The sequence below is a fragment of the Yersinia sp. 2540 StPb PI genome, assembly GCF_052217165.1.
GTDB lineage: Bacteria > Pseudomonadota > Gammaproteobacteria > Enterobacterales > Enterobacteriaceae > Yersinia > Yersinia enterocolitica_E.
In genome coordinates, this window is record NZ_JAZGQC010000001.1 from 3,230,571 (window position 1) to 3,256,276 (window position 25,706).

Here is a 25,706-nt window from a genome sequence, read left to right on the forward strand (position 1 = left end):
AAATGGCCAGCAACAAATACAAAAAAACCGTTGCTTATGTTTTTTTGTGCTAAGTAAAGCTTATGGCATACATAAATTACTATACTATGGTGGTAAAAATTGAAATAACCCAATTTATCAAAAAGATAGAGGGAATAGAGGGTCTTCTCATTTTGGGACAGAAATTAAAATCAGCTATATTTAATTACTTTTTAATATACCCAGAGCTATTGGTATTGCCGGCAGAGCGCCGACTCCCCTACTGATGCGTCAGTTACCCAGAGGATCGCACTTTGCCGTTAGACGCCCTTTTGGCTCGGTGCTAAAATCGCTTAATAAAATTCATCTGCCAAGACTTTATCTCCTTCATATTCATGCCAGGGAGTGAGTTGACATTGATGTTATTCAGCCTTTTTAATATATGTAAGGCTGTTCAGGAGTTACTCATGCCATTGGCTATTATCGCACTCACCATTGCTACCTTTGGCATTGGTACCAGCGAGTTTGTAATTATGGGGTTATTGCCGGAAGTTGCCCATGACTTGGGGGTCAGTATCCCTAAAACCGGGATGTTGGTTTCTGTTTATGCCATGGGTGTGGTAATCGGCGCACCTTTATTGGCTATGGCAACGGCGCGAATCCCGCGTAAATCCACACTTTTGGGTTTAATTGTCCTGTTTATTATTGGCAATGTCCTGTGTGCATTGGCACAAACCTATAACTTATTAATGGCTGCCCGTATTATTGCAGCGCTCTGCCATGGCACTTTCTTTGGTTTGGCATCGGTGGTCGCAACTGATTTGGTCCAACCCAACCGCCGGGCGCGGGCAATAGCATTAGTCTTTATGGGTGTCACATTGGCAAATGTACTTGGTGTGCCATTAGGTACAGCAGTTGGACAAGCTTTTGGTTGGCGAGCCGCTTTCTGGGGTGTCAGTGCTATTGGTATTGTAGCTATCATCGCGGTGATCGCCTGGTTACCGAATAATATTCCGATGAAGAGAATCAGTCCTAAGCTGGAATTCAAAACCCTGATGCAGAAAAAAGTGCAAACCGCCTTACTGCTATCAGTATTAACCAATGCCAGCCTGTTTACTGTTTTCACTTATATTGCACCATTATTGCGCGAGGTGACGCGAGTTTCTGAACATGGCGTTACTGTGGTGTTATTGATTCTTGGGATTGGATTGTCCATCGGCAGCGTGATGGGGGGTCGTTTAGGCGACAAAAACCTGGTGGGATCCATGACCCGGCTAATCGCCATACTGATAGCTATCCTGTTGGCACTGCATTACACCATTGGTTTCTATTTACCGGCACTACTGACATTGTTTATCTGGAGCATTGTGGCTTTTGCCTTGTGCCCAATGTTACAACTATTAGTGGTGGATCAGGCCCGTGACGCCCCTAATCTGGCATCAACCTTTAACCAAAGCGCGTTCAATTTAGGTAATGCATTGGGCGCCTGGTTCGGTGGCACCTTGCTAGCCTTTGGCCTGCAATTACAGCAACTTCCGCTGGCTGCAATGGTCGTGATGGCTATCGCACTGGTCACTATGTTGCGTTTAAGATTGCATTTCCGTCGAACGGCAATTGTAAACCCCATCAATTAAGCAATCAATTCATCTTGCCCTACATATCTGTGGGGCAAATGCGCCGTTGCAGCCTATCGCACTCTTTTTATGCAAATAATTATCATTAACATTGGTTGATGTTATAGTTTATCCCTTTATAAGCCACAACCTCTGCTGGCTGATGACCAAGAATAAAACATCATAGGATAAGAAGGATAAACTGTGACCACAGGATCAACCGCAGCAAAACCCGCATATCGCCCAGTTCCACCCCGTCTGGTTCAGGTGAAAAAGGTGGTGGATACCTCACCGCATTTACGTCGAATCACCTTCCATAGCCCGACATTGCAGAATTACCCGTCTGATTGCGCGGGCGCTCATTTGAAAATCTTCCTACCTTTGGCGAGCCAAACTCAGCCGCAACTGCCAGTACTTGGTGAAAAAGGTCCAATCTGGCCTGCCGCCGAGGTCCGTCCGATTGTTCGAACCTATTCTGTTCGTGCTTCTCGCCCAGAACTGGGTGAGCTGGATATTGAGTTTGCTATCCATGATCACCGTGGTCCGGCGGTCGATTTTGCCCGCAATGCCAAAGTCGGTGATTGGTTAGGGATTACTAATCCTGGTGGACCGGAAACTATGTTGCCAGCAGCGGCATACAGCTATCTGGTGGGTGACCCCTCCTCACTGCCCGCTATTGCCGCCTTACTGGAAACCCTGCCTGCAAATGCCGAAGGCCATGCCATCATCCGTGTAAATAGCCCGCAAGATGTATTGAATCTGATTAAACCTGCCGGGTTGGAACTAAGTTGGGTCATTGGGGGTACGGAAAAAACAGGTGATGTGATAACCCAATTCTGTGCGCTGAATCTGCTGATGGAAGAGTCAACATTCTGGCTGGCGGGAGAAGATAGCATGGTGGTGCAATTGCGCCGTTATCTGCGCCGAGAAAAAGGGTGTGAGCGGCAGCAACTTTATGCTGTACCCTACTGGCGCGAAGGGCTGAATGAAGAAGATTATCACCATAAGCGCCATGAAGTTATGGACAATATTGACGAGTAAGATTAATTAATATCTGTAAAATCAATGGACATTACCCTGTAGTGTCCGTTTTCATCGCTATTTTTTTCACCCTTTCCAGTTAAAACCTTGTAAATTTTCTGCGACAATTCCCTGTTATTTGTTAGTCTTAAAGCTACTTAGCCTACAATATGGCACTTAATTATCGTTAAATGGCTCTAATGCCCGTTTAATGCAGTAAAGTTATTAGGAGCGCTCTCGAAATGAAGTCGCAAAATGATCCTGGCCGATCTAAATCTCGCCATCACGAATACTCCCTCATCCTGCCGATCATTGCATTGGTCATTCTTAATATCTGGGGTGATACCAGCAATTTTGCTGCTGTTATTGTTATCAACCTGATCGCACTTGTGGGTATCCTAAGCAGTGCTTTTAGCGTAGTGCGCCATGCTGACGTATTAGCACACCGCCTGGGAGAACCCTATGGCTCGTTAATCCTCAGTCTGTCGGTTGTTGTGCTTGAGGTCAGTTTGATCTCAGCCATGATGGCAACAGGTGATGCCGCACCGGCCCTGATGCGCGATACGCTCTATTCAATCATCATGATTGTGATTGGTGGATTGGTCGGTGTTTCCTTGCTGCTCGGCGGTCGCAAATTTGCTACCCAGCATGTCAATCTGGTGGGTATTAAACAGTATCTGATGGCTATATTCCCGCTGGCTATCATTGTGTTGGTGCTACCGAGTACCCTGCCCGGCGGCAACTTTAGCGTGGCACAATCACTGGTTGTCGCAGCAATTTCAGCCGCGATGTACGGTGTTTTTCTGCTGATTCAAACCAAAACGCACCAAAGTCTGTTTGTGTATGAACATGAGGATGAAGGTGACGACCCGAGTGACCCTCACCATGGTAAGCCATCCTCACACAGCAGTTTGTGGCACACATTTTGGTTGTTAATTCATTTAATAGCAGTAATAGCCGTTACCAAATTTGATGCCAACCCATTAGAAGCGCTGCTTACTGAGTTAAATGCACCGGCTAAATTTACCGGTTTCCTGATTGCGCTGCTAATCCTCTCCCCTGAAGGATTAGGGGCGTTAAAAGCGGTGCTGGCTAATCAGGTACAGCGTGCGATGAACCTGTTCTTCGGCTCAGTGCTGGCAACCATTTCACTGACCGTTCCTGCGGTTACCTTGATTGCGGTAATCACCGGGCAAGAGTTGAACTTTGGTCTGGAAGCACCACATATCGTGGTGATGGTCAGCGTGTTGATTTTGTCGCAAATATCATTTTCCACCGGCAGAACCAACGTACTTAATGGTACCGCCCATCTGGCGCTATTTGCCGCTTATATGATGACTATCATGCTGTAACTTCATGCCCGCAAGGGGATAAGCAAAGGGCAAGCGTTTATCGCGCTTGCCCTTTTTTATCGGGTCATCCATTCATAACACTGAGTTATGAATAGGCATTTAGAGTGTGTTGGCAGAGTGCAGAGCGGACACAGTCCTGTTTATCAAAGCGGATGATACCAATCATTTCATCCTCAGCAAAACGCTCCAGCGCGTCACTGAGACCTGATTTCACACCACGCGGAAGGTCGCATTGGGTGATATCGCCATTAACGATGACCGTAACATTTTCACCGAGACGGGTTAGGAACATCTTCATTTGGCTGGCGGTTACATTTTGTGCCTCATCGAGGATCACTACCGCATTCTCAAAGGTACGCCCGCGCATATAGGCGAAAGGCGCAATTTCCACTTTGCCGATTTCTGGGCGCAGACAGTATTGCATGAAAGATGAGCCGAGCCGGCGCAGCAGAATGTCATACACCGGGCGGAAGTAAGGCGCGAATTTCTCAGAGATATCACCAGGTAAGAACCCCAGATCCTCATCAGCCTGTAGTACAGGTCGCGTCACAATTATCCGATCAACTTCTTTGTGAATCAGTGCTTCTGCGGCCTTGGCCGCGCTGATAAAGGTTTTACCACACCCAGCTTCGCCGGTCGCAAAGATGAGCAGTTTATTGTCTATGGCTGATAAGTAATGACCTTGAGCTTCCGTACGCGCCTGAATAACGGAGGTATCACGGCTATCCCGTGCCATACCTATTGATTCAACACCGCCCATTTGCACTAACGATGTCACGTTTTCTTCCTCACGTTGACGATGACTACGTGAATCACGTCTAATTACGCGTTTCGCTTCACGACGAGCTTTGATCACTGCTTTCTGTCTTCCCATAGTGGCACCTTACAGTTTGTTTCACCTACCGCAGCAGCGGTTGCCTGCGCGATTATATCCGTCATACTTCAAGCTGCATGTGTGTTGACTTCCTGCAACTCGAATTACTTTGGGTATATGTTTCACATACGGATGAGGTTTTTGGCTTCCTTCGCAGCCAATAATAGCCAATGAAAAATGCAAGTAGCGTCAACACCCAGGCCCCAAAATGACGTGGGTAAAAACAGGTCTGGGGTGAGAACGATATCGCAAGGGAGTTATTACGTGACATGAATACTTGAAACAATAACGCTGGAGACAAAAATATATCAGGGATAGATAATGACAGTACTGCTGGAAAATGAGAGTCGGAGGGGGAGCCCTCGTAACAACGAGTTGCTTGGGTAAAACAGTGGTCTTGTCTTAACAGCCCAATCATGGACTCTAGCATTAGCGATCCCCGCAGTGATAAACAACAGCCTAAGCTATGCACCGTGTGAAAAATACCGCCAGATGATTACAGTATAATGACACTCTTAAGTTTCGCGATCTCAAAATGTAAAAAAATATAATTTTTTTATTTGCTCATCTTTTGCTCTGATTATTTTTTGCATCGCGCTATACTATTAAGCCCTGTTTTACTCCGTGCATCAAACGAGCTTCGTAATTTCGCCTTTACCCTTTTTATTTGGGTTATAAGTAAAGACGAAAATAAAAAAAACATCATTAATACAATAGAATAAACTCAAATGTAATTAACCAGATCCTCTCTAACGGCTGATTCTTAAATCCTGTAAACGTGCTATTTGTCGGCCTTCACTATCAAAGTTCTCCAGAGCCAGCCAATCATTAAATGCCCGCTTAATTAATGGCCATTCACGATCAGTTATGGAATACCAATTGGTGTCTCTATTGCGCCCTTTAGTCACAATCGCCTGACGAAATTGGCCTTCATACTGAAAACCAAAACGAGACGCAGCAGAGTTTGAGGGTTCATTCAATGAATCGCATTTCCACTCACAGCGCCGATAGCCTAATTTATCGAAGACATAATGTAATAGTAAATATATTGCCTCCGTCCCTGCTGAGTTACGTTTTAAACGTGGCGACCAATTCACTGAACCTATCTCGATAACACCATTATTCTCATCAATTCGCTGTAAGCCAACCGTCCCCAATGCAAGGCCCGTTTGTGCATCAATAACCGTATAGTGGACAGCCCCCGGTGCATTGATCAGGGTTTGCAGATAGTGATGAAAATCAGCTTCATTTTCAGGTCGTTCACAATAAAAATAAGTCCAGTCATCTGCCTCTTTCGCCATGTGATACGCCTGATATAACGACGTTTCATGCTTGTCTGCATTCACTGGCGCGAGATAGCAAAAATGGCCGGGTAAAATCTCACGCTGAGGTTGCTGCGCTGATTGCCAATGCGGTAATTCAGTGCCGATAGTTTGCCCAAAATGGTTTTGCTTCACTGTATGCTCCTTTTAAACACAACTGGCAGAGGAATATCAATTATTACGATACTCAATGATTTCATACGCGGTAATCCCTGCCAAATCATAGCAATATATAAGGCAAGAATGGCAAAACAAAGTGACGTTTTTTGGCAGGGAATAGCTGAAATAATAGCAGGCAGGGTCTGAATACCCGATATAAGTACAGAATGACTTACTATCAGGTATTCAGAGATGATGGCCCATCACCCCCGGCGTAAATTAACTACCGGTGCAACGGTGGGAAGCTGTAGCCCTTCTTTGACGTCCAGCAATTGCCCATGTTCATCATTATATAACGTAAGGCAGGAACCCGCTTGAAGCTGAGCCACCATCTCCGCTGAAAGCTCCATACTGCTAGCCAACTCATCATCATTCAGATGGGGTCGATGCCCACGACGTTCTACCTGAAAACGCACCTGATTGTATTTAGCCCAGATGATGATTACCACGGCATTGAATGCCGCAATCGCCGCATACAATGCCAAGGTTGTCAGGCCACTAATAATATACATTCTGAACGGAATCGGCCCCATATTCGGCGCTCTGCCAATCATGTCGAGAAAACCTTTCACGAACAGAAAGATAAAACCTATCCAGGCCAATGCCGTGATAATAATGTCGATCCAGCGGGGTATCAGCCGCTGTTCAGTGTGAATAAGAGGTGCACTCATGGTTTAACCCTCCCGATCCCACGGTCAGGGCTAACCCAACGCGCACGTTTACGCTTGGTATTGAGCATGACTTTGGGGAACGAAACCACTGTGGTGAACAAGCTCAGCATCCAGTAGACCATGGGATACCAGATAATCCAAAACAGTGAACTACCCAGTTTAGGCTCATAGCGCCGTTCAATGACCAAGCTTATCGCAAACTGCATCAAGCAAGTCAACGCCAGTACCATCCCGGTAAAGGCCGGTGGGAAGACTGTTTGTACATGGATACCTGGCGGTAAAGTAATAACCAATCCCAGTAGGAACAGGATAATACTGAACAGGTAAGTGAACGCCCAGGTTATCGACAGTGAATATTCAAGAAACAGCAACCACATGCGGCGATTACGCCAGCGCCACAGCTTAAACATATTTTTCAGGAAAACTTCAGCCCCGCCCTGCGCCCAACGCAAACGTTGCTTCCACAGACCACGTAAGGTTTCCGGCATCAAAATCCAGCACAAACCACGAGGCTCAAAGAATACTGACCAGTGCCTGATTTGTAATTTCCAACTGATATCGATGTCTTCCGTGATCATGTCCGGGCTCCAGTAGCCCACATCCGCCAGTGCTCGGCGACGGAACGCAGCAACCACACCAGAGACGGTGAAAACTTGACCATAGACACGTTGTGTCCGTTTAATCAGACCGATGATAGAAGAGAACTCACCAACCTGCACACGGCCAACCAACGTTGAGCGCGTACGGATTCGCGGGTTACCGGTAACCGCACCCGTGCGTGGATTCGCAATCAGCGGCGCGACCAAATAAGGCACCGCTTTGCTGTCCAGTAAGGCATCACCATCGATACATACCAGATATTCACTACGTGCCGCTGCTGCTCCCATACGCAGAGCAATAGCTTTACCCTGATTATGAGCCAGATGAATAACACGTAATCGCGAGTCCTCAGCCAACAGGCCATCCAGCACTTGTGCAGTATCATCACTGGAGCCATCGTTAATGGCGATCACTTCAATATTGGTGTAAGTCTGTGCCAATGCCGCGTGAATGGTTTCCCGCGCATTCTCTCCCTCATTAAAACAAGGGATTAAAATAGACACTAACGGATTACCTTTTAGCTCCGGTGCGGGCACATCATCGCCCCACGGCCAGTGTCTTTCTCGGCGTAGCCAAAAATAGACACCACCGGTTATCCAAATACCGGACATAAAGAGCGGATAGAAGAAAACAAAATTCAGCAACACATCACCGGTAAAGAGCAGGATCATACCCGCAGGTATACTCAGTACCAGGCATAGGATGAGTAACGCAATAATTCTATCGATCATATAAAGGGTACCAGGCAGAAGATAGCACAGGGCGGACATCTTTTAGCGGTGGTTCGCCAGTGATAAAGTTATCCGGATAGTAACCAAAATTTTGCGCGCCATTTAACTGCAACTGGCGCATCCATCCCGCCAGTATCGGGCCGCTGATGGCATTGCTGCCCTCAGGCTTGGTCCAGTCCTTCGATTGCAGTTCAAATACGGTTTTATTCAGGGCCCCAGGGCGCTGTGCAACTTTATTAACTAATTGCGATAGCCACTCATTAGACTCTGATAACGGCACCTTCTCCATTAGCGGCATTGCCATCGGGGCAACCCAATCATAGTTAGCCAGGAAATCATCAAGATTCTGCGCAAACCATGCTTCACTTTCCGGTTCTAAGATCGGCATAGCAAATATATTACGGGCGGATTTTACTTGTGGACCACGGATATCACGCACCTGGCGTGTTAACTCATTAGTAAAATCAACCAGATATTTACTCTTATATCGCGTCCAGCGGGCCATGGTTTCCGGGTCTTGACGTATGGTAGCAATCGAACCTGGGAAACCGGCTTTCTCATACGCACGGATAGCATCCGGCGATGCATCTTCAAAATCAGACATTACCGCGTCGTCATGATAGAGAATCCCGTCAATCGGTGCGCTATAGGCCATATCGCGATAAATATCAATGATGCGCTGTCTGACTTCCGGGTTAAATGGCGATAGGCGACGATATTGATCCGGATCGATACTGGTTTTACCTGTTTTTGGGTCAATACGCTTAATCCGCGGTAACGACGGGTCCATCTCAAATGCCAACACCGGCATCCAGGCATAAACATCCACATCAGGGCGTGATGCTAGTTGCCAGGCAACGCGGTTAAACAGGTCCTGGCGCATCGGTATCCAACGGTTAGGGAAGTATACCTGACGAATATTGCCATCCCCTTTCGGATCAGAAAATGCTTGCAGGAACACCGTGGTAACGCGTAAATCAGAAATCCGTTGTACCAGTTTGTCGAGATTTTCCTTTTCCTGTACCGGGTCTGGATCGTAGAGATAATCCAGGTCAACATGCGCCACCCGCATGATGTCTTTTTCCTGCACAGAGGTAACCAACTGGGCAAAGTCTTTCAACGACGGATTATTACTGATCAAGATACGCGGTATATTCATCAGATCATTGACGTTACCAATACCGGGTTCCAGTGTCATAGCCATCTGGTAACCGTGTTGGCGTAAGATATTTAACACGGTTCCATTGGCTGCACCGTATGGCCAAACCCAGACTCTCGGTTGCTTGCCCGTTGCCTGAATAAGACGCTGAGTTATCAAGGTAACGTCTTTTTCCATCCGCTGCTTGAAAGCCGCTTCAGTTTCATATTTTTTCGTTTTAGGGTCATAAATCAAGTTGGCTGCTGCCGGTTCGGTATTCCCTTGCGGGTTTGCTATCACGCCGTAATGGGAAGCGTAAGTATGTGCACCTATTTCAATCAGTTTTGATTTAGCCATTTCACTGATCTGTTTCCAGGTAAGAAAACGATCGCGATCAGTACTTAAACCACCGAAATCCACCTTCTTATTCGGTGGCGTATCGATCCAAGTCCCCACTGGAGCCAGTACTGCACTCAATTTATTGGCTTCTAACAATGGGTAAACACGGTTATAAAAACTACTGTACCCATCGTCAAAGGTCAGTAAAATGGCTTTATTAGGCAGCGGTGCGCCACCATTACGGGCCGCTAAAATCTGATCAACAGACACCACGTTGTAACGATTGTCCTTTAGCCAGGCCAATTGTTCACTTAATGCGCTGCTTCTTACTGACAGATAGCGTTGGTCTGCGGATTCATCTTCAACGTCGTGATAAGCAATAACCACAAAGGTATTTTTTTGCCACGGCCTTTCACTTAGCGGCAATGCCCGCTCAGCGGGTGGAACGAATACCGGTTTCTCTGCATAACACACCGAGGCCAGCACCGTTATCATTCCTACTACAAGTATTCGTATAAAAAATAGTATCTTCGCCATGGCGCTGATCCCTTAGAAACGGTAATTCAAATCGAAAGCGAGCGAGAGATCGTGCTCACGGACACCATCATAGGGGCGCTTATCGTAGGTCACTGCTATCCCAGTATCCACGACATCATTCCATTGAATGCGTTGCCCATAACCTGCCGTGGTTACCAGACCATTACCGAAGTTTTTCTCCCAATAACCGCCAACACCGAGCTGAATTTGTTGGCTCCAGACGGTTTTATAGTGGCGATACATAATGTGGTTTAAGGTAATGGCAGGGACGTAAGTGAAATCACTTTTCGGGTTATAGTAAATCACGTCTTCTTTGGTGTTATGGCTCGACGCTAACCCTAAGCTAAGATCTGCCGTCAGGTAAGGGCCCGTCCAGACACGTTGGCGTCCGTTGAACTCATATTCCCAACGGTTGTTGCCGTCAGAGAAACGTGACGGTGTCACGCTAATTTCAGCGTCACGCCGATCATCGGCTTTCCAGAACACATACGCTGACGCACTGTTAGCGGATATATTATTTTTTAATGCGCGCAATGGGGTATCTTTGGCCAGTCTCTCAACCTGCCCACCAACTCGCCAGTGATCATTAAAATCGTACCAAGTCGATAACCGAGCACCGGTTTTGTTACCAAAACCGTAATTCTGATTATTCACTTCAGCCTCAACCCAATGGTCACGGGATGTCCACTCGCCCCCTAACCGCGTAGCACGATTAATGCCTTTTCCTTCTTCAAATTGCGCATTGTCGTAGCTGCCACCACCGAATACCCGCCAGTTTTCAGCTATCGGGGGGCTATACAGCAACGTTTCAATGCCAAAATCCTTGTTACCACTGATTGGGCTGTTGGAAGAAATAGTTCGATTCCCGGTTACACGCAATTCATACATGTTATGCACTTTGCGCTGACGATCGAGCTCCTGCGAGGGAACATCTTCAGGAGAACGGGTAATCACATCATCAGTGAGTAACTCCATCTGATGCCATTCCTGCAAATCCATCGCAGTTTCAGCTTGTGCACGTTCCAGAATAAGACTGCGTGGTGCCAATGACTCTACTGCTTTCAATTCTTGTTCAGATTTACGTGGTAAATCTTTTGCCAAATAGATACCGGCCAGAGCAATACGTAAATTCTGGTTAGCAGGAGCAGTACTGGATAGCGTTTCCAGTTTTTTCTGCGCCGCAGGCAGATCATTGAGTGCTACCAGGGATTGAACCAGCAGAGTCTGCCCTTCCATCCAGTCATCATTCGGCTCTTTACCTGGCAGACCATAAACGCCAACCTGATACGGCGTTTGTTCGCTATAGTTTTTAGCGAATTGATGTGCCTTATCCAATTGTTCACTTTCATTCAACGAATAATAGAGATCATCTGCATCAAGCAAATCATCGCTATTGCGGAATGTTTTGCCATCGGCGTAATACAAACTGGTCAAGATCGGTGCTGCTTTTTCTGGCATCCGGCGATCGATATAAGCAGATGCCGCCCAGCGACGTGCATAATCCGGCATTTTGTAGCCTTCGGCTTCCATGCTTTCATATTCTTTAATGAGTTGTTCGGTATTACGGCGAACCAATAACGCGCCTAATCTATCGATACGAGCACGTTGATAATCGGCCTGCGCTTCGGGATCTTTGCTCCAGCGGGCTAACAAATCCTGATAATCAGCCAACGCTTGATCAGCAATATAAAATCGCTCCGTCTCGCTGCGTGTTGGTAGTACCGCCATACGGACTTGTTCCGCTGCAGCATCTCGCTCAAGTTGCCGATATTGCTCTGCGGTCACTAATTTTGGATTCTCTTTGGCAAGCTGCAACGCAGGATCGGCAATACGGTTTCTTTGCAGAATCTCGAGGTGATTTTTTAATACTTCCTCAGATTCCGGTGCCAGTCGTACCGCCTCACTCGAGGCCTGCAAAGCATCGTAATTGCGGTTGGTTGCCCGATTAAGATAAGAGAGGGTCATATAGTTTTTTGCAGAAGGGTCACGCGCAGCCAGGTCTTTCGCCTGCTGTAAAGCTTCACCACCGCGCCCGGAATCCGCCTGAGTCATTATCATGCCAGTGATAAGATCTGGGTTGGTTGGGTCTTTCTTTAAACTGCTTTGCCACAATGCCAACGCCTGATCCCAACGTTTTTCATTGCGATATGCACGCGCTGCGGACGCTAAGCCCCGCGAAGAGAGATTCATTGAAGAGTGGTATCTTTCGTAAACGTCAATAACCTCTTGATCACGCCCTGCCCAACCGGCTATTTGTAGCCAGTCGTCTACCTGCCCACTATTGAGAGGGCCAGATTTGGATTCTTTTTGTAAGTAGTCAAGGACCGGCGCGGTATCTCCTGATCTGGCTTGGATGATTAACGAATCATACTGTGTATCTGCCAAAACTGGATTAACTGAAAGGCCGGAAATTAATAGCGCTAATAAAGTTATTCTGTGCCGGTGCAACGGGCGCAGTAGTGTTGTAAATGCGTTATACATTATATAACCCTTAAGCCAGCAACTTGTTTGATGATCAAGGAAAGCTACTTCACGAACATCCATTTTTCATTATGGAATTATGATGAAATGAAGTCCTTAGAATGTATTACAGCATGTTACATAGGATAGTTGAAAGAAAATACTGTTGTCGAATTATTATAGAATATTGTTATTCCAGCGATTAATAGAGGTGAAAATGTGTTATAGCGGTTAGTTTTAATGAAACTAAGATTAATCTTAGGATAAAATCCTTTAAAAAGGTAAAATTTAGCGACTAAATATTTTCACTAAGGGAATCCTGCGATACAGTCGTCTGCAAAAGGGTAGCACGATTTGATTTTCGGGCTGTTTTAGCCTGTTTTTTTTACTACTTTTAATTTTAATATCTAAAATATTATTTATCTTATAACTAGAAAATAAGTCCGCTATTATTAGCAATAGTAGATTATCACTTCCGTTATCATTAAAAATGAACTGATTGAAAACCAGATCTTACTGCCAGAATGCCAGTAACCAAACTATTAAAACACTTCTACAATTTAACTCATTATTTTATATGCATTATTTTTATAACTATTTGAATGTTTGTCATATACGATTTTGACCTAAGAAAAATAGGCTCAGCTAAAATGGCTAGAGTCTATTTTCCAAGATGAATTTAATTCACATAAAGTGAGATGTTCAGCGCAGATTAGTCACAACGTTGTAAGCCGCGATCAAGTTTAGTTAAAAACTCATAACCATTATCAGTAATGAGAATCATATCCTCTAACATAATCGAACCGACCCCAATACCGTAATAGGGTGTTTCAAGGCTTAACACCATCCCAGGCTGGAACGTTTCAGTCGCTAATGTACTGATGAAAGGTGCTTCTTCTAATCCCAAAAATACACCATCACCGTGCCCTAGATGACCACGATTATAATGTGGCAAGCCCGATTTTTTAATGACGTCCATGGTGGAATCAAAAACATCTTTTAATTTAACCCCCGGTGCCACCCTTGAGAGCATATGTTCATGACCGATTCTAATGGTGTCATATATTTGCTTTGCTAGTGGGTCCGGCTCCCCCAGAACAAAAGTTCGCGCCAGATCGGCCCCATAACCTGCAACATCAACACCGCAGTCAAACTTAATTAAGTCTCGCGGCTTAGCTGGGGTGTCATCCGCCAGCATTTTAGGCGAGAAGTTATCACCAACCGAAATAAGATTGAAACGGGAGAAGTTCGTTTCCGGAAACGTCATTACTGCGGCTTTGAATGCCGCCGTCAATTGTGCCGCAGTACAACCGACGCGAATTTCTTTCGCTGCACGGGCAATACCAAACTCGGTTATCTCAGCACTTTTACGCAGATGTTCAATCTCCCACGGGCTTTTGATCATCCTGATTTCATTAAATAATGGCGTTGAATCAACCAATTTCAGCCCTGGCGCTACTTTGTCCAGAACACCTTTTCCCCCGTTAGACATGGCATGTAATTCAATGGCAATGGTCTTACCCAGCACCCCGGCGTCCTCAAGCGCTGCTTTGACTAAACTAAAAACAGCTTCAACTGGCGGGCCAATCGGCCGCTCACGCTTGGTCTGATGATTAAGGGGATTGCGTGGGTCATCGACATCGACCCACACCGGAAAGGTTTTTAGCACCATATTCGGCATATCAAAGTGGGCACTGGCTGCCTCAAACTCATTCATGATGATTTGCGAAGGAATTGCTGCATCACGGAACATAATCGCCACCGCCGCACCGGTATGGCGGAAGGTATACATAAAGAAGCTGGCGAACCCAGTGAGATAGTAGAAATTATCACAAACGGTGACCACCAGAGCATCAAGCCCTTCTCGCTCCATTACCGTACGGGCTTTGCGACTTACCGCGTCTAAATGCGCAATCTTTTCTTTATTCACCAAACTTTCCTTCAAGGCTTATTTTATCTGTAATCTGAATAATATACCTAAAGTCATTGAAGTTGCAGGTGCAGAGCTAAGACAATTTGTTACCGACTAATCAATCGTGTAATTCACCGACATCACTCCTTTTTTCTCCGAAATGGACTGAACAATAACCTTTCCCACATCGCGCAGCGAACTAACATGGGTACCGCCACAGGCATACGCGGGCAATTCACCAAATCCGATTTCGCGAAAATCACCCTGGATCAACGTCTGTCGGGCTAAATCCTGATGAATAAACTGCTCTAAAGCTATCTGAACAATATTAATATCAATTGGATGCGGATTTTCAGTCGGTTTAAATGAGACTCGGCCCTCACCCGGCCAGTGATGTGCCTTTATTGGCAACCAGCCATAACTTTCGCCAATATTGCCAATGATATGCCCAGCGGAATGCATGCGTGCATTCAGAAAACGCCGGTCACTGTCGATACACGCAGGTTGTATCCCTAATGCAACGGGCAGCGCCACATAATGAACTAATTGATGTTGCACCACCACCACATATAATACCGGGCTGCCGCCAATCGTACCGGTATCGCAAGGTTGCCCACCACCTTGCGGATGGAAAATAGTAGCCTGCAATATTAAAGCAAATCGCTCACCATCAGGAGTACAACTCAGGACATTTACATCCGTAGCCAGCGTATCGTTATCAAAAAATAGACGAGTAGTCACAATCATTATCCTTTTATCATTTCCATTATGATTATATTAATGCCAGTCTATTGTGATAATCCGTCATAACCTCAAAGGACTGTTGCGCTGTGAGCACAAATACGCCTCTGACTCTGCTAAGCGAAATGGCTATTTTCGTTAAAGTGGTAGAAACCGGTAGTTTCTCGGCAGTTGCACGCCAGTTAGGCGTTTCACCTTCAGCGATCAGCCGTAGCGTCAGCCGACTCGAAAAAGCGCTGGCTACGCGCTTATTGCAACGAACTACGCGTAAATTGCGATTGAGCGAAAGTGGCGAAGAGGTTTTTAAACGCTGTCATGCGATGCTTAGTGCAGCCAATTCAGTGATGGAAGTCAGTGGCCAGTACAATCTGGAACCGGAAGGGCTTATTCGTATCAGTGTACCAAAAGCAGTTGGCCGTTTTGTCGTTCACCCGCATATCCCTGAATTCTTGCGCCGCCACAGTAAAATAGATGTACAACTGATCTTAGATGACCGCTACGTTGATTTAATTGATGAAAATATAGATTTGGCAATTCGTATTACTGACCAACCCCCTGCTGGAATGATTGGCCGGCAATTGATGGCTATCGAACATTTGTTGTGCGCCACACCCGAATATCTCGCCACCCATGAGGTTCCCCTGCATCCGCATGATTTAGTGCACCATAGCTGTATTTATCTCGGAGAGACGCCGGGAGACGCCCGCTGGAAATTCCGTCAAGGTAGCAAAGCGGTAACTGTCGCGGTACGGGGCCGCTACGCAGCTAACCATACCGGTGTCAGGCTAGATGCTGTCTTGCAGCATATAGGTATCGGCAGCCTACCTTATTTTACGGCCAGAACAGCATTGCAACAGGGACTGATAGTACCGGTATTACCAGAATGGCGCTTTATCAGTTCGTACAGCGGTGGCTTATGGTTACTCTACCCGCCAACCCGCTATTTACCCCCCAAGCTGCGCGTATTTATTGATTATATTGTCAGTTGTTTGCGTAAAGAATCCAACTTACCCCCCGCGGCGGTTAAATTACCCGCGATTTAATATGCTGTATTAAACCCAACTAAGTCGCAGGTTGGGTACCTGGGGTGCAATTACCGTTTTTTCGCCAATAATGTCGCAAAGCGCAGTTTTATCCGATTACCTTCGGCGTCGGTCTTATGTAATTGCCCAACATCTTCGTTGTACTTAATAATATCCCAATCTTTATAGTAATGGCTTAACTCACCCGACTTTAATGTAAAGGAGAACGGCACAGTACAAGGGAAGTCATCCGTAGACATGGCAGAGATAATCAAATTATAACCACCGGACAAGGTACACTCCTGCATATTATTAATAATAGAGGGAATTCTTTCCGGTTGTAGGAACATCAGGACCACAGTCGATAGAATAAAATCATAGCGGTTGTCCACACTGGCTTCATTAATATTGTAAGTGCTGGCGGTAATATTTTGCAGATTTTCCTGTACTATAATCTGCTGTAAATTATGGATACTATCGCTATTTTTGTCTACCGCCGTGACATCAAAACCCAATAAATTCAAATACAAAGAATTACGACCAGAACCACAGCCTAAATCTAATGCTTTACCCGGTTTAACCATTTTCACGGCTTCAATGACTTCAGAGTGCGTCGGGGTTAAATTGTATTTTTTATGATAAAAATCTTCTGCCGTGCAATAGAAACTGAGTTGGCATTGCAGGTCATCTGAACAAGCGGCAATACGGTGCCAGACTTGGGGTTCTATAAAGGGCGGCTGCTGCTCACAAGAGAAGCTATGCCTCGCCAAAGTATTCCCCGCTTCATCGAGGATCAGAAAATCCATCTCCCCGTTTAGAATGGTCAGTTTGGCCCAAGTGCCTGCCTTGGTATTGTGTTTTTCCCGGAACATCGCCGGTACAGCGGTACTATTCCAGACAGGTAACTCTTTATAACACAGCAGTGCTGATGTATTTTCCATACTGACATTCCTCAGATAACTTAAAGATGCATTTAATATGCAACATATAATACAGCATTAACATTATCAAATGAAGCCGTCGGAACAAACAAATTCGGCACGAGATTTGGTTTATTTAAATCAGTCAACAAATTGAAATAAAAGATAATATTGCATCAAGGCATTGTGCGTTTAATCGTTTTTAAGTTTTCGATATGGTCGGCCAGTTTTTGAATGTCGTCATCCGTCAGATGTGCTTTGGCCTTATTGCCCCGGCCAACAATCTTGCCATCGCGGCGAGCAGTTAGACCATCAACAATTTCATCACGCGATAACGATATCAGTGGCGGTGCTTTATCCAAGCCTTTGCGATCAGCCGAACGCCCATGGCAACTTGAACAGGTTTGTTTATAAATATGCTCACCGTCAGTGGCTGCCTGAGCCGTGACACTGAGCAGCAGGACACCCACGGTTAACAACAGCACTGCTTTCATTATGCACCCGCCGCCCATTGTTGGAACAACGTAACCAGCGCCTGCTCATTACGCGCGCCCTGATGCAATTGCGTCACTTTACCACTGCGGTCAATCAGAAAAGAAGTCGGGGTGCCAATAACCTGGTAGCGTTCTTGTGTGATACCTAATTGATCACGAATAACCGGATAACTAATATTCCGCTGTGCCAACACCGGATTGATATCCACCTGTTCAGGATCGGTGTTAATCGCCACAACCACGATATCATCCCGATATTCCTGACTCAGTTTATCCAGTGCCGCCATTTCAGCCAGACAACCGCCACAGCTAGCTGACCAGAAATTGAGGTACACCTGCTTACCTTTCCATTGATCAAGTGCCACCGGCTTGCCTTTTAGGTCATAAGCTGCCAATTGCGGGGCCGCTTCACCCACCACCAACTCTTCTTGTTTACACGCGCTAAGTAGCAATAACACACCACACATGCCGATAACTTTTAACCGATTACGCCACATGATGACGGCTCTCTTCATTAAGATATTTACCGTGCTGGAGCCGGATTATCCGATCAGCAACACACCCTAAATCTGGATTGTGGGTAACCATGACAATGGTTCTACCCTGACGATGAATATGGTTTAGCAGATCCAGCACCCGCTGTTCATTCTCTTCATCAAGATTACCGGTCGGTTCATCAGCAAAAATGATAGGAGGCTGATTAACAAGCGCACGTGCAATACACACTCGCTGTTGCTCACCACCAGAGAGTTGGCTAGGCAGATGCCCCATACGTGGTGTCATCCCGACCTGTTCTAAAACCTGCCGCGCGGCGTCTTCATCAACCACACTGTGATAATGCTGCGCTAACATAATGTTCTCTAACGCAGTCAGATAAGGAATCAGGTGAAATTGTTGAAAAACCAGCCCTATCTTGTCAGCCCGAAACTGCCGGCGGCCTTCTTCGTCTAAGCCTGCGGCATCAATACCGTCAAGTAACACCTGCCCTTCGCTAACGGTATCCAGACAGGTCAGGATATTCATTAATGTTGTTTTACCTGAGCCGGACGCCCCCATAATCGCGACAAACTCACCACGATTAATGCGAATATTAATGTCTTCCAGCGCTGTAACTTGACCAAAACGCTTATATAAATGTCGGGTTTCAATGACGGCATCCGCGGTGTATTCAGGTTTCACCCGTGTTAATGGCGATGTCATTTGCTACTCTCCTTTCAGGACTTTAGCGGGTTCGATATGAATAGCCCGACGGGTGGGAACAATGGCCGCCACGGCGGCGACTAACAATGACAATATCAGGGTCAATGGCAGTACTGGTGCTCGCAAAGCGATTGCCGCACTGAACACCGTCTGGCCCAATACTTGCGCCAACACATACCCAAGCAAAGCACCGCAGACTGCGGCAGCCAGCGATATGATCAGTGTTTCAGTCAGCATCTGACGAATAATATCGGCACCACTGGCACCCAATGCTTTTTGCAAGGCGAACTCTTTTGAACGCTCACCCACTATCGCCATTAAGGTGGTGTTAACGCACAGTGATGACAAAATGAGGATCACCACCGAGACCAGCCCCATCAGCCCTTTTATTTTATCAAGCACCTGCCCTTCAGAAGCCGAGACCTTACGGATTGGCCGAATTTCAAGATCGGGATATTGCTCACGCAGGCGGCTGGCAAATGTTTCAACCTGCCCCACATCATTACTGACGCTAAGGAGCGCATTGCTGATATGCCCCGGTTGATTGAGCCATTTTTGCGCCAGTTCAAGATTGACGATTAACATGTTATCCGTGGCGTCACCCGCTTCAACAATACCTTTGACCTGAAGACGCTGGCGAGTCGCTCCATTCACCAATGTAATGGTATCGCCTACTTTGACGTGCAAGCGTTCGGCAAGTTTGACACCAATCATGGCATTGCGATCATCAAAACTGACGCCGATCCAGTTGCCGGTGACTTGCCAGTAGGGAACGAGCTGTTGTAGGGATTCAAACCATACCCCCATCAGCACCACTTTTTCCAATTCGGTGCGGGCCATACCATAAATATAGGGGCTGGAAGCATTGATAAGCCCTTTTGGTGCCGCATCTATAATTGGCTGAAATCGCTGTTGTTCAAAAGAGTTACCATGCCCTGGGCCGATATAGAAATTGGCACCAAAGGTTCGTAACTCCTGACTCATCTTGGCATTAATATCGAAATAAACTGCTGACATTGCGGTGACAATCGCTGCACCAACAGTGAGTGCGGCAAATACCACACTGACCCGTTGCATCCGCAGGCGCAGTGCACGTAATACCAATCGCCAGAACATACTATTACTGCCTTTATGCTGAATTGCCCGATGATTAACGGCCATAAAGCACCTCCACCGGATAGAGACTGGCAATACGCCGGGCAGGGAACCAGGTACCTATGACGGCAATCAACACGGATATCACCAGCACACAGGGCACCACCATCCAGGCAAAACTGAGCGGAGCGCCAAACAACATCAGGCCAATGGTTTTTGCCAAGCCCCAGCCAGCCAAACAGCCTGCCAGACCACCAATCAAGCCACTGATTGCTGCTTCAAGATAAAACAGCATCAAAATTTGCCACTGACGCGCCCCCAATGCTTTCATCAAACCAATCTCTTTAGCGCGTTCCATAATCGTGCTGGTCATCAGCGATGCAATCCCCATTGCCGCAGCAATCAACGCCGCCAGTGTAACCACCGCCAACAGCAGTTGTATCTTTTCAATCACCACCCCTTCAGATGCAGCAACTTGCCAAATTGGCCGCACCACGGAGCCAGAAATAGCCTCTTCCAATTGGTGTGCAATTGAAGAAACATAGGCGGTGCAATACCACAGGTCATATTCTTCGGCATTGAGGGCTTCAAGGTTTTCGCGCGCTTTACGCGACAACTCATTTTCTGGCACAGTCAATGCTGAGACCCGCACTGCCTGGATTTTTCCTGGCAAGCCGAGGAGTGATTGCACTGCGCTTAGGGGTAACACCAGGCGGCTCTCTTCTTCACCACCACTACTCAGCACCCCACTTATCTTCACCGTTAGTGGGCCAGAAGCACCGTTGAGGTGCAACTCATCACCGACTTTCCAACCAGTTTGCTGTGCCAGTTGTTTACCTAACAATGCCTCAGCCGTTGTCGCATCGGCTTTAACTGGCTCCTGCGGCCAGTTACCACTAACCTGCCAATACGGGCTGATAATTTGCTGACCGGTGTGATAGTCCTCTTCATCGGGTACATCAACCGGCTGATTAAAATAGGTCCCCAGCAGCGGAATAATTTGACCCTTAACATCAGTTTCGCCGCTCAGTAATGGCGCAAAACCGACAATATTGTTACGCCAAAAAATATCTTTGATATTGGGTAACTCAGCTTGATCGAGGAAATCCTGCCCGGTAAGTGGGTTACTCTGCTCGCCGAACAATGAAGGCAGTGCCACCTGCCCAGCAGGTTCAATCAAAATATTGGCACCATAAGACTTCAACTCACGTGACATTTTATCGCCAATATCTATCGATACCGCCAACAATGACGAGATGAGTCCGGCAGCAAGGAAGACCGTAAATACCGCCAGGGATTTACGCCGGACATTCCTGAACCAAGACTGCTTGAGCATGCGCCATAACATAATTATGGATTCTCCTGCGTGTCACTGTCTTCACCACTGGCAACCGGCGTCACAAACTGCTCCGGGTGTTCACGGAAACGGTTGTAATTCGCCTCAGATGAGAAGAAATAGGTCTTCTCGCCATAACTGTACTTATATTCGGCCTTTTGATTGGTGAGGTGAGTTTTATCAACCGGATCAATTACATCAAGCGTTACTACCGTGGTGAAGTAATTGACACCCGCCTCCAAAGAGGCTTTGGGAATGACTAACTCTTTATCGTCACTTTTCCACCCCTCCAACGGTATCGGGTTACAGCCCCCTGCTTTACCGATCGACGGAATGAAAATATGCACGGCGCAGGCAACACAAATGACCTGATTGCCTTCCATGACATACCCTTGATCACCACACAACAAGCAGGCATCGAAAACCACACTCAGGCGCAGACGATCGGGATAACGGTTAATAATAAAGAAACGTACTGCTTTACCATCATCGGCGACCCAGACAAAACGATGCAACTTACCATCGCGTACCTGCTCTACTGGGATACGGACTAAACCATCAGCCGAGAGTGTCACGGGTAAGGCCTCGGACAACTGGGGCGGTTGAGAAGCGACTTTATCCCAGTAGAGTTGAGCACCTGCGACTATTACCCATGCCAGCAAGGAAAAAATAAAGATTCGGCGTACATTACGGTAATCAGCTAATGCTTTACGGTGAGCGATCGGGTCTGAATTTTCACCGACGATCCGGCGGGAATTACATAACGGTATCAAGTAACACAGCGTCGTAAATGCCAGAAGCAGCGCACAAATGTAACTCAACCAGGCATGCCCATTGGTAACTAAAGCGACATAACTGAGTAGTGATTTGGTCAGTGGCACAACCTGTAACTTCATCAATAACAGAATGCCGTCGCCACTGAGTGGCAAAATCAGTAATACCGTTATCAGTATCAATAGTGGCCAACGGCAACGAGGCAATTGCCTGACCATCATCAGCAATAATACGGCACTGAAAATCACCCAGCCAAATGCCACGACAATAGCCGCCAAATTGAGCAGTAAATCAGTGTTGATGACATGGGTATTGGTAAAGGCACCGAGATTCGGATTATTACCCCAATTGAATGCTGCGCCCAATACCAACAGGGCTTGCCAGACATAACCTAACGACTGGCGGAGCGTAAATTGACTTAACAAGAATAACAGCAGTGCGAGAAGTTGAACCCCCGCCAGAACTAACTGCAATTGCTGCGATTTTGGGTAATGGGTACCGGCCCAAATACCCACGATAGCCATGAGTATCGTTATCCATACCACCCGGTTCAATGCAGGAGCTGGCCTGAATGCCCAACTTAACCCCAATAACAACGCTACCGGTAAAAAGGCTTGTAGCACGGAAACAAAAAAATAACTCATTAGCACACACCTTGGGCAAGATAATCACAACACCTGCCAGTTATCACTGATCAGCTTTTACATCGCGCGGATAAAAACGCGCTGACCATCCAGCATTAAGAAAAAGCCGCGATAACTGTTTTAGTCATCGCGGCCATTGTTATCAATTCAAACCGGTATATTTAAAGTCATAACTCACATCAAACGGTTTCCACCAGCGGCCGACACCCGTTTCGCTATCAGTATGGCGATGTAACCCGGCTTTAGATGGCTCACTGATATGGTAAGTAACTTTATAGTTACCTACGCCCATCATTTTAATATTGGCACCGTAGTGTGGACCGTCACTGGCAACCATCGGCATGAATGTGCCTTCTTGTTTGGTACCAGTATCCGTATTCACCAAGGTATAAGCGATAGTCAGGTACGGCATCCATTCACCGGCACCAAATCCATTCTTATTGCCTTCGGTGGCATGGATATCCGCCTCCAGATGAATGTCAGCTTTCGCGGCAGGCAAACCCATGCCACGCGGTTCCATATCGATTGGCTGCAAGTAAACTGCAGCAATTTCCATATCGTTGATCTTGATAGGCTCGCCAGCCGGATACTCTTTAAAGGCGAAAGCAGCAGGCGCTGCAAAAATGCTGGCGATAATGCTGCTGGCAATAATCGTTTTCTTCATGGTCATGTAGCACACCCTCTGGTATCAAATGATAATTACATTGTCGTTATTCACACCGGCATCATGCCGGACCATTACGCTGAGACAGTACGACCACGCCGTTGCATTACCCAAAGAGCAACCAGCGCAGCAATCAGTAATATCCCTTGAGGAATCAATGTTTCCAGATATGGATAGATCCCCAACCAACTGATTTCAGGTACGCCCGGTAGCAATGTCGGCTCAAACAATTTACCTTCAATTAGTTCAAGAACACTCTTACCGGCAAATACAAACGCCATTAGGTACATAAAGCCACCGGTAAACATAAAGAAGGGTTTGAGTGGCAATTTGACTACGGTAAAGCGCATAACCAGATAAGCTGCCAGCAAGAATACACAGCCAACGCCAAAACCTGCCAGAATCGACAAGTGGCCGCTAGTGGTACTGGCATCGCCCATCAGGGCCAGATAGAACAGTACAGTTTCAGCACCTTCGCGATACACCGCCAGGAAGCTTGTCAGCCATAACCCGACCATCGATCCACTACTGAGTGACTTAGAAAATTTCCCTTCGAGATAAGCTTTCCATTGCCGTGCTTCAGTCTTCGACAATAACCAGTAACTCATTGAGAACAGCATCACCACGGCAATCATCATGGTGAAACCTTCTAATAACTCACGACTTTGCCCTGAATTAGCAAATAACCACTGGAAGACGAAAGCGGTTAGCACGCTGGCGATTAAGGCCACTACGACGGATTGGCGAATGAGCGGTAATTTATCCTGATGGTTGTTTTTCACCAGATAAGCCACTATCGCGGCAACAATCAGTAAAGCTTCCAGCCCTTCACGCACAATAATCAGCAGGCTGTAGATGAACAGACTCCAGTTGGTTTCATCCCCCCCACCCAGCATCTCTACAGCACTGGCCAAATCCTTTTGCAACGCAACTGCTTCGGCTTGTAGCTGTTCGACTGGCTGACCGGCTTTCATCAGACTGACTAAACGAGTGAAATGCCCCTCTAACGTCGATTTAAATGCAGCATCACGTGAACCAACTTTATTCTCCATGCCACTGGCTTCGAACAAATCAAAGTAGGTATCCTGTACAGCCATCATTGCCGGTGTAGTCTGCCCCTTTTGGTACTGACTGATAGCATCGCTGATGGCCTGATTTATCTTACTGGAAACCGCCGCCCAATCGGCATTAGCTTGTCCGTCAGAATTAGCAGCCGATGCCGAAGATTGCCCAACGTTGGCTTGATCTGCGGTGACTGGTTGCTGTTCACGCGTTGTGGGTAAGCCTGGCAGGGTGTCTTCGATAGTTTGCAGTAAACCGGTGACACGATAGGCAACTTCCGTTATTTGGTCTGGCTTGCGGGTGAGATCGATTAATGCGGTAAATTGTTGGTTAATTGCCGCCGCTGCTTGTGCGGAACGATTGCCCCGCACTGACATTTCCATTTCAGAGTTTTTAAAACCCTGATAATGAGCCTGTTGCACGCTTTCACTGGCCGCGGCGAACTTCCCTTCTTGATATTCGCTTATGGCTTGTGCCAGTAAGTCATCAATGATTTTGAAACTCTGCTGCCAGTACAGTGCAATTTCACTGTTTTCATAGGCTGCATGTTGCTGTTCTGCATTAAGTTTATGCCCATCGGTCAGTATAGGCAGTACCGCAGTGAGTTCACTTTTAAGCCAATTAATTTTATTATCAACTTCCGCTTGCGGTTTGCCCTCCCCAATCATGCGCCGGATTTCGCCAAAAGCGGCTTCCATCTGGTAACTCTTCTGGGCAGAGATATTGATACGAATCGGGCCTTCGAGGTTTTCGAAAACTTCAAAGTACGCCATCTGCACCGTAGTACGGGCTTCATCATTGTTCTGTTGTTGGTACAACTGAGACGTTTTATCGAGACGGGATTGGATATCATTAACCAACTGCGGGTAATCCGTCGCAGCCCAGGCTAATGAGGCTGATAGCCACCAACAGCAGCAAAGCAGAAAGAGTTTGTGCCAAGTTCGCATAATATGAGTAACGCACATGAAGTTGATAATGAGATTTATTAACATTAACACTAAACAAAGGAAATGTGTCTTGATCCGCATCAAAAAATATTTAGTTTATTGAATTTTTGTTTAAAAATGC

21 protein-coding genes and 1 pseudogene are annotated in these 25,706 nt (G+C 46.6%); 4 read left to right on the plus strand and 18 right to left on the minus strand.

Going from position 1 to position 25,706, the window contains the following annotated elements:
• Positions 1 to 425 precede the first annotated feature (425 nt).
• From V1956_RS14765 to chaA, 3 genes are all read left to right on the plus strand, one after another.
• Complete coding sequence (locus V1956_RS14765) at positions 426 to 1,592, plus strand: MFS transporter (RefSeq protein WP_420075385.1); 1,167 nt, start codon at positions 426 to 428, stop codon at positions 1,590 to 1,592.
• A gap of 183 nt (positions 1,593 to 1,775) precedes the next feature.
• Positions 1,776 to 2,612, plus strand: coding sequence for a siderophore-interacting protein (locus V1956_RS14770; protein ID WP_372558853.1), 837 nt, complete (start codon positions 1,776 to 1,778; stop codon positions 2,610 to 2,612).
• 221 nt (positions 2,613 to 2,833) lie between these two features.
• Positions 2,834 to 3,943 (plus strand): sodium-potassium/proton antiporter ChaA, encoded by a 1,110-nt coding sequence (chaA, locus tag V1956_RS14775; protein ID WP_083159060.1) that lies wholly within the window; start codon positions 2,834 to 2,836, stop codon positions 3,941 to 3,943.
• 85 nt (positions 3,944 to 4,028) lie between these two features.
• On the opposite strand, the gene phoH is transcribed toward chaA, so the two are convergent.
• The 9 genes and pseudogenes from phoH to V1956_RS14820 all read right to left on the minus strand — a co-directional run bounded on the left by phoH (position 4,029) and on the right by V1956_RS14820 (position 15,427).
• Positions 4,029 to 4,817 carry a phosphate starvation-inducible protein PhoH gene (gene phoH / locus V1956_RS14780; protein ID WP_032906294.1) on the minus strand — a complete coding sequence of 263 codons (789 nt, stop codon included), beginning with the start codon at positions 4,815 to 4,817 and terminating at the stop codon, positions 4,029 to 4,031.
• 122 nt (positions 4,818 to 4,939) lie between these two features.
• A pseudogene (locus V1956_RS14785) lies at positions 4,940 to 5,247 on the minus strand (hypothetical protein).
• Positions 5,248 to 5,566: 319 nt separating this feature from the next.
• Positions 5,567 to 6,274, minus strand: coding sequence for a GNAT family N-acetyltransferase (locus tag V1956_RS14790; protein ID WP_442825276.1), 708 nt, complete (start codon positions 6,272 to 6,274; stop codon positions 5,567 to 5,569).
• Between the two features lie 227 nt (positions 6,275 to 6,501).
• Positions 6,502 to 6,969 carry a poly-beta-1,6-N-acetyl-D-glucosamine biosynthesis protein PgaD gene (gene pgaD, locus V1956_RS14795; protein ID WP_372558851.1) on the minus strand — a complete coding sequence of 156 codons (468 nt, stop codon included), beginning with the start codon at positions 6,967 to 6,969 and terminating at the stop codon, positions 6,502 to 6,504.
• A complete protein-coding gene (gene pgaC, locus V1956_RS14800; protein ID WP_083159063.1) occupies positions 6,966 to 8,300 on the minus strand; it encodes a poly-beta-1,6-N-acetyl-D-glucosamine synthase in 1,335 nt (444 codons plus the stop codon). Before pgaC ends, pgaD begins: the two co-directional genes overlap by 4 nt.
• Complete coding sequence (pgaB, locus tag V1956_RS14805) at positions 8,290 to 10,314, minus strand: poly-beta-1,6-N-acetyl-D-glucosamine N-deacetylase PgaB (RefSeq protein WP_420072210.1); 2,025 nt, start codon at positions 10,312 to 10,314, stop codon at positions 8,290 to 8,292. The genes pgaC and pgaB overlap by 11 nt, the downstream gene beginning before the upstream one ends.
• Positions 10,315 to 10,326: 12 nt before the next feature.
• Positions 10,327 to 12,795 (minus strand): poly-beta-1,6 N-acetyl-D-glucosamine export porin PgaA, encoded by a 2,469-nt coding sequence (gene pgaA / locus V1956_RS14810; protein ID WP_372558849.1) that lies wholly within the window; start codon positions 12,793 to 12,795, stop codon positions 10,327 to 10,329.
• A 691-nt stretch (positions 12,796 to 13,486) separates the two neighbouring features.
• Positions 13,487 to 14,704, minus strand: coding sequence for a M24 family metallopeptidase (locus tag V1956_RS14815; protein WP_442825277.1), 1,218 nt, complete (start codon positions 14,702 to 14,704; stop codon positions 13,487 to 13,489).
• Positions 14,705 to 14,800: 96 nt separating this feature from the next.
• Complete coding sequence (locus tag V1956_RS14820; RefSeq protein WP_442825278.1) at positions 14,801 to 15,427, minus strand: alanyl-tRNA editing protein; 627 nt, start codon at positions 15,425 to 15,427, stop codon at positions 14,801 to 14,803.
• Between the two features lie 89 nt (positions 15,428 to 15,516).
• Here V1956_RS14820 and V1956_RS14825 point away from each other — a divergent pair, with 89 nt between their 5' ends.
• A complete protein-coding gene (locus V1956_RS14825) occupies positions 15,517 to 16,470 on the plus strand; it encodes a LysR substrate-binding domain-containing protein (protein ID WP_442825279.1) in 954 nt (317 codons plus the stop codon).
• 50 nt (positions 16,471 to 16,520) lie between these two features.
• On the opposite strand, the gene tehB is transcribed toward V1956_RS14825, so the two are convergent.
• From tehB to V1956_RS14870, 9 genes are all read right to left on the minus strand, one after another.
• Positions 16,521 to 17,390: an SAM-dependent methyltransferase TehB gene (gene tehB / locus V1956_RS14830; RefSeq protein ID WP_372558845.1), complete on the minus strand. Its 870-nt coding sequence runs from the start codon at positions 17,388 to 17,390 to the stop codon at positions 16,521 to 16,523.
• A 155-nt stretch (positions 17,391 to 17,545) separates the two neighbouring features.
• Positions 17,546 to 17,863: a c-type cytochrome gene (locus V1956_RS14835; protein ID WP_372558844.1), complete on the minus strand. Its 318-nt coding sequence runs from the start codon at positions 17,861 to 17,863 to the stop codon at positions 17,546 to 17,548.
• Entirely contained in the window at positions 17,863 to 18,330 is a 468-nt protein-coding gene (locus V1956_RS14840; RefSeq protein WP_193784819.1) for a TlpA family protein disulfide reductase, read from the minus strand. Before V1956_RS14840 ends, V1956_RS14835 begins: the two co-directional genes overlap by 1 nt.
• Before the next feature lie 19 nt (positions 18,331 to 18,349).
• Positions 18,350 to 19,063, minus strand: coding sequence for an ABC transporter ATP-binding protein (locus V1956_RS14845; RefSeq protein ID WP_083159071.1), 714 nt, complete (start codon positions 19,061 to 19,063; stop codon positions 18,350 to 18,352).
• Positions 19,064 to 19,066: 3 nt separating this feature from the next.
• Positions 19,067 to 20,179 (minus strand): ABC transporter permease, encoded by a 1,113-nt coding sequence (locus V1956_RS14850; RefSeq protein WP_193784820.1) that lies wholly within the window; start codon positions 20,177 to 20,179, stop codon positions 19,067 to 19,069.
• 34 nt (positions 20,180 to 20,213) lie between these two features.
• Positions 20,214 to 21,506, minus strand: a complete 1,293-nt coding sequence (locus V1956_RS14855) for an ABC transporter permease (RefSeq protein ID WP_083159073.1) — start codon at positions 21,504 to 21,506, stop codon at positions 20,214 to 20,216.
• Positions 21,507 to 21,508: 2 nt separating this feature from the next.
• Complete coding sequence (locus V1956_RS14860) at positions 21,509 to 22,912, minus strand: Fe-S-containing protein (protein WP_442825280.1); 1,404 nt, start codon at positions 22,910 to 22,912, stop codon at positions 21,509 to 21,511.
• A 142-nt stretch (positions 22,913 to 23,054) separates the two neighbouring features.
• A complete protein-coding gene (locus tag V1956_RS14865; protein WP_083159075.1) occupies positions 23,055 to 23,582 on the minus strand; it encodes an iron transporter in 528 nt (175 codons plus the stop codon).
• A gap of 68 nt (positions 23,583 to 23,650) precedes the next feature.
• Positions 23,651 to 25,585, minus strand: a complete 1,935-nt coding sequence (locus tag V1956_RS14870; RefSeq protein ID WP_372558841.1) for an FTR1 family iron permease — start codon at positions 25,583 to 25,585, stop codon at positions 23,651 to 23,653.
• Positions 25,586 to 25,706 lie beyond the last annotated feature (121 nt).

Bases quoted from the DNA above. Each gene is read 5' to 3' on its own strand.
- V1956_RS14765 (WP_420075385.1), top strand. From the start codon at position 426: ATGCCATTGGCTATTATCGCACTCACCATTGCTACCTTTGGCATTGGT.
- chaA (WP_083159060.1), top strand. From the start codon at position 2,834: ATGAAGTCGCAAAATGATCCTGGCCGATCTAAATCTCGCCATCACGAA.
- phoH (WP_032906294.1), bottom strand. From the start codon at position 4,817: ATGGGAAGACAGAAAGCAGTGATCAAAGCTCGTCGTGAAGCGAAACGC.
- pgaD (WP_372558851.1), bottom strand. From the start codon at position 6,969: ATGAGTGCACCTCTTATTCACACTGAACAGCGGCTGATACCCCGCTGG.
- pgaC (WP_083159063.1), bottom strand. From the start codon at position 8,300: ATGATCGATAGAATTATTGCGTTACTCATCCTATGCCTGGTACTGAGT.
- pgaB (WP_420072210.1), bottom strand. From the start codon at position 10,314: ATGGCGAAGATACTATTTTTTATACGAATACTTGTAGTAGGAATGATA.
- pgaA (WP_372558849.1), bottom strand. From the start codon at position 12,795: ATGTATAACGCATTTACAACACTACTGCGCCCGTTGCACCGGCACAGA.
- tehB (WP_372558845.1), bottom strand. From the start codon at position 17,390: ATGGAAAATACATCAGCACTGCTGTGTTATAAAGAGTTACCTGTCTGG.
- V1956_RS14835 (WP_372558844.1), bottom strand. From the start codon at position 17,863: ATGAAAGCAGTGCTGTTGTTAACCGTGGGTGTCCTGCTGCTCAGTGTC.
- V1956_RS14840 (WP_193784819.1), bottom strand. From the start codon at position 18,330: ATGTGTGGTGTGTTATTGCTACTTAGCGCGTGTAAACAAGAAGAGTTG.
- V1956_RS14845 (WP_083159071.1), bottom strand. From the start codon at position 19,063: ATGACATCGCCATTAACACGGGTGAAACCTGAATACACCGCGGATGCC.
- V1956_RS14850 (WP_193784820.1), bottom strand. From the start codon at position 20,179: ATGTTCTGGCGATTGGTATTACGTGCACTGCGCCTGCGGATGCAACGG.
- V1956_RS14855 (WP_083159073.1), bottom strand. From the start codon at position 21,506: ATGTTATGGCGCATGCTCAAGCAGTCTTGGTTCAGGAATGTCCGGCGT.
- V1956_RS14860 (WP_442825280.1), bottom strand. From the start codon at position 22,912: ATGAGTTATTTTTTTGTTTCCGTGCTACAAGCCTTTTTACCGGTAGCG.
- V1956_RS14865 (WP_083159075.1), bottom strand. From the start codon at position 23,582: ATGACCATGAAGAAAACGATTATTGCCAGCAGCATTATCGCCAGCATT.
- V1956_RS14870 (WP_372558841.1), bottom strand. From the start codon at position 25,585: ATGCGAACTTGGCACAAACTCTTTCTGCTTTGCTGCTGTTGGTGGCTA.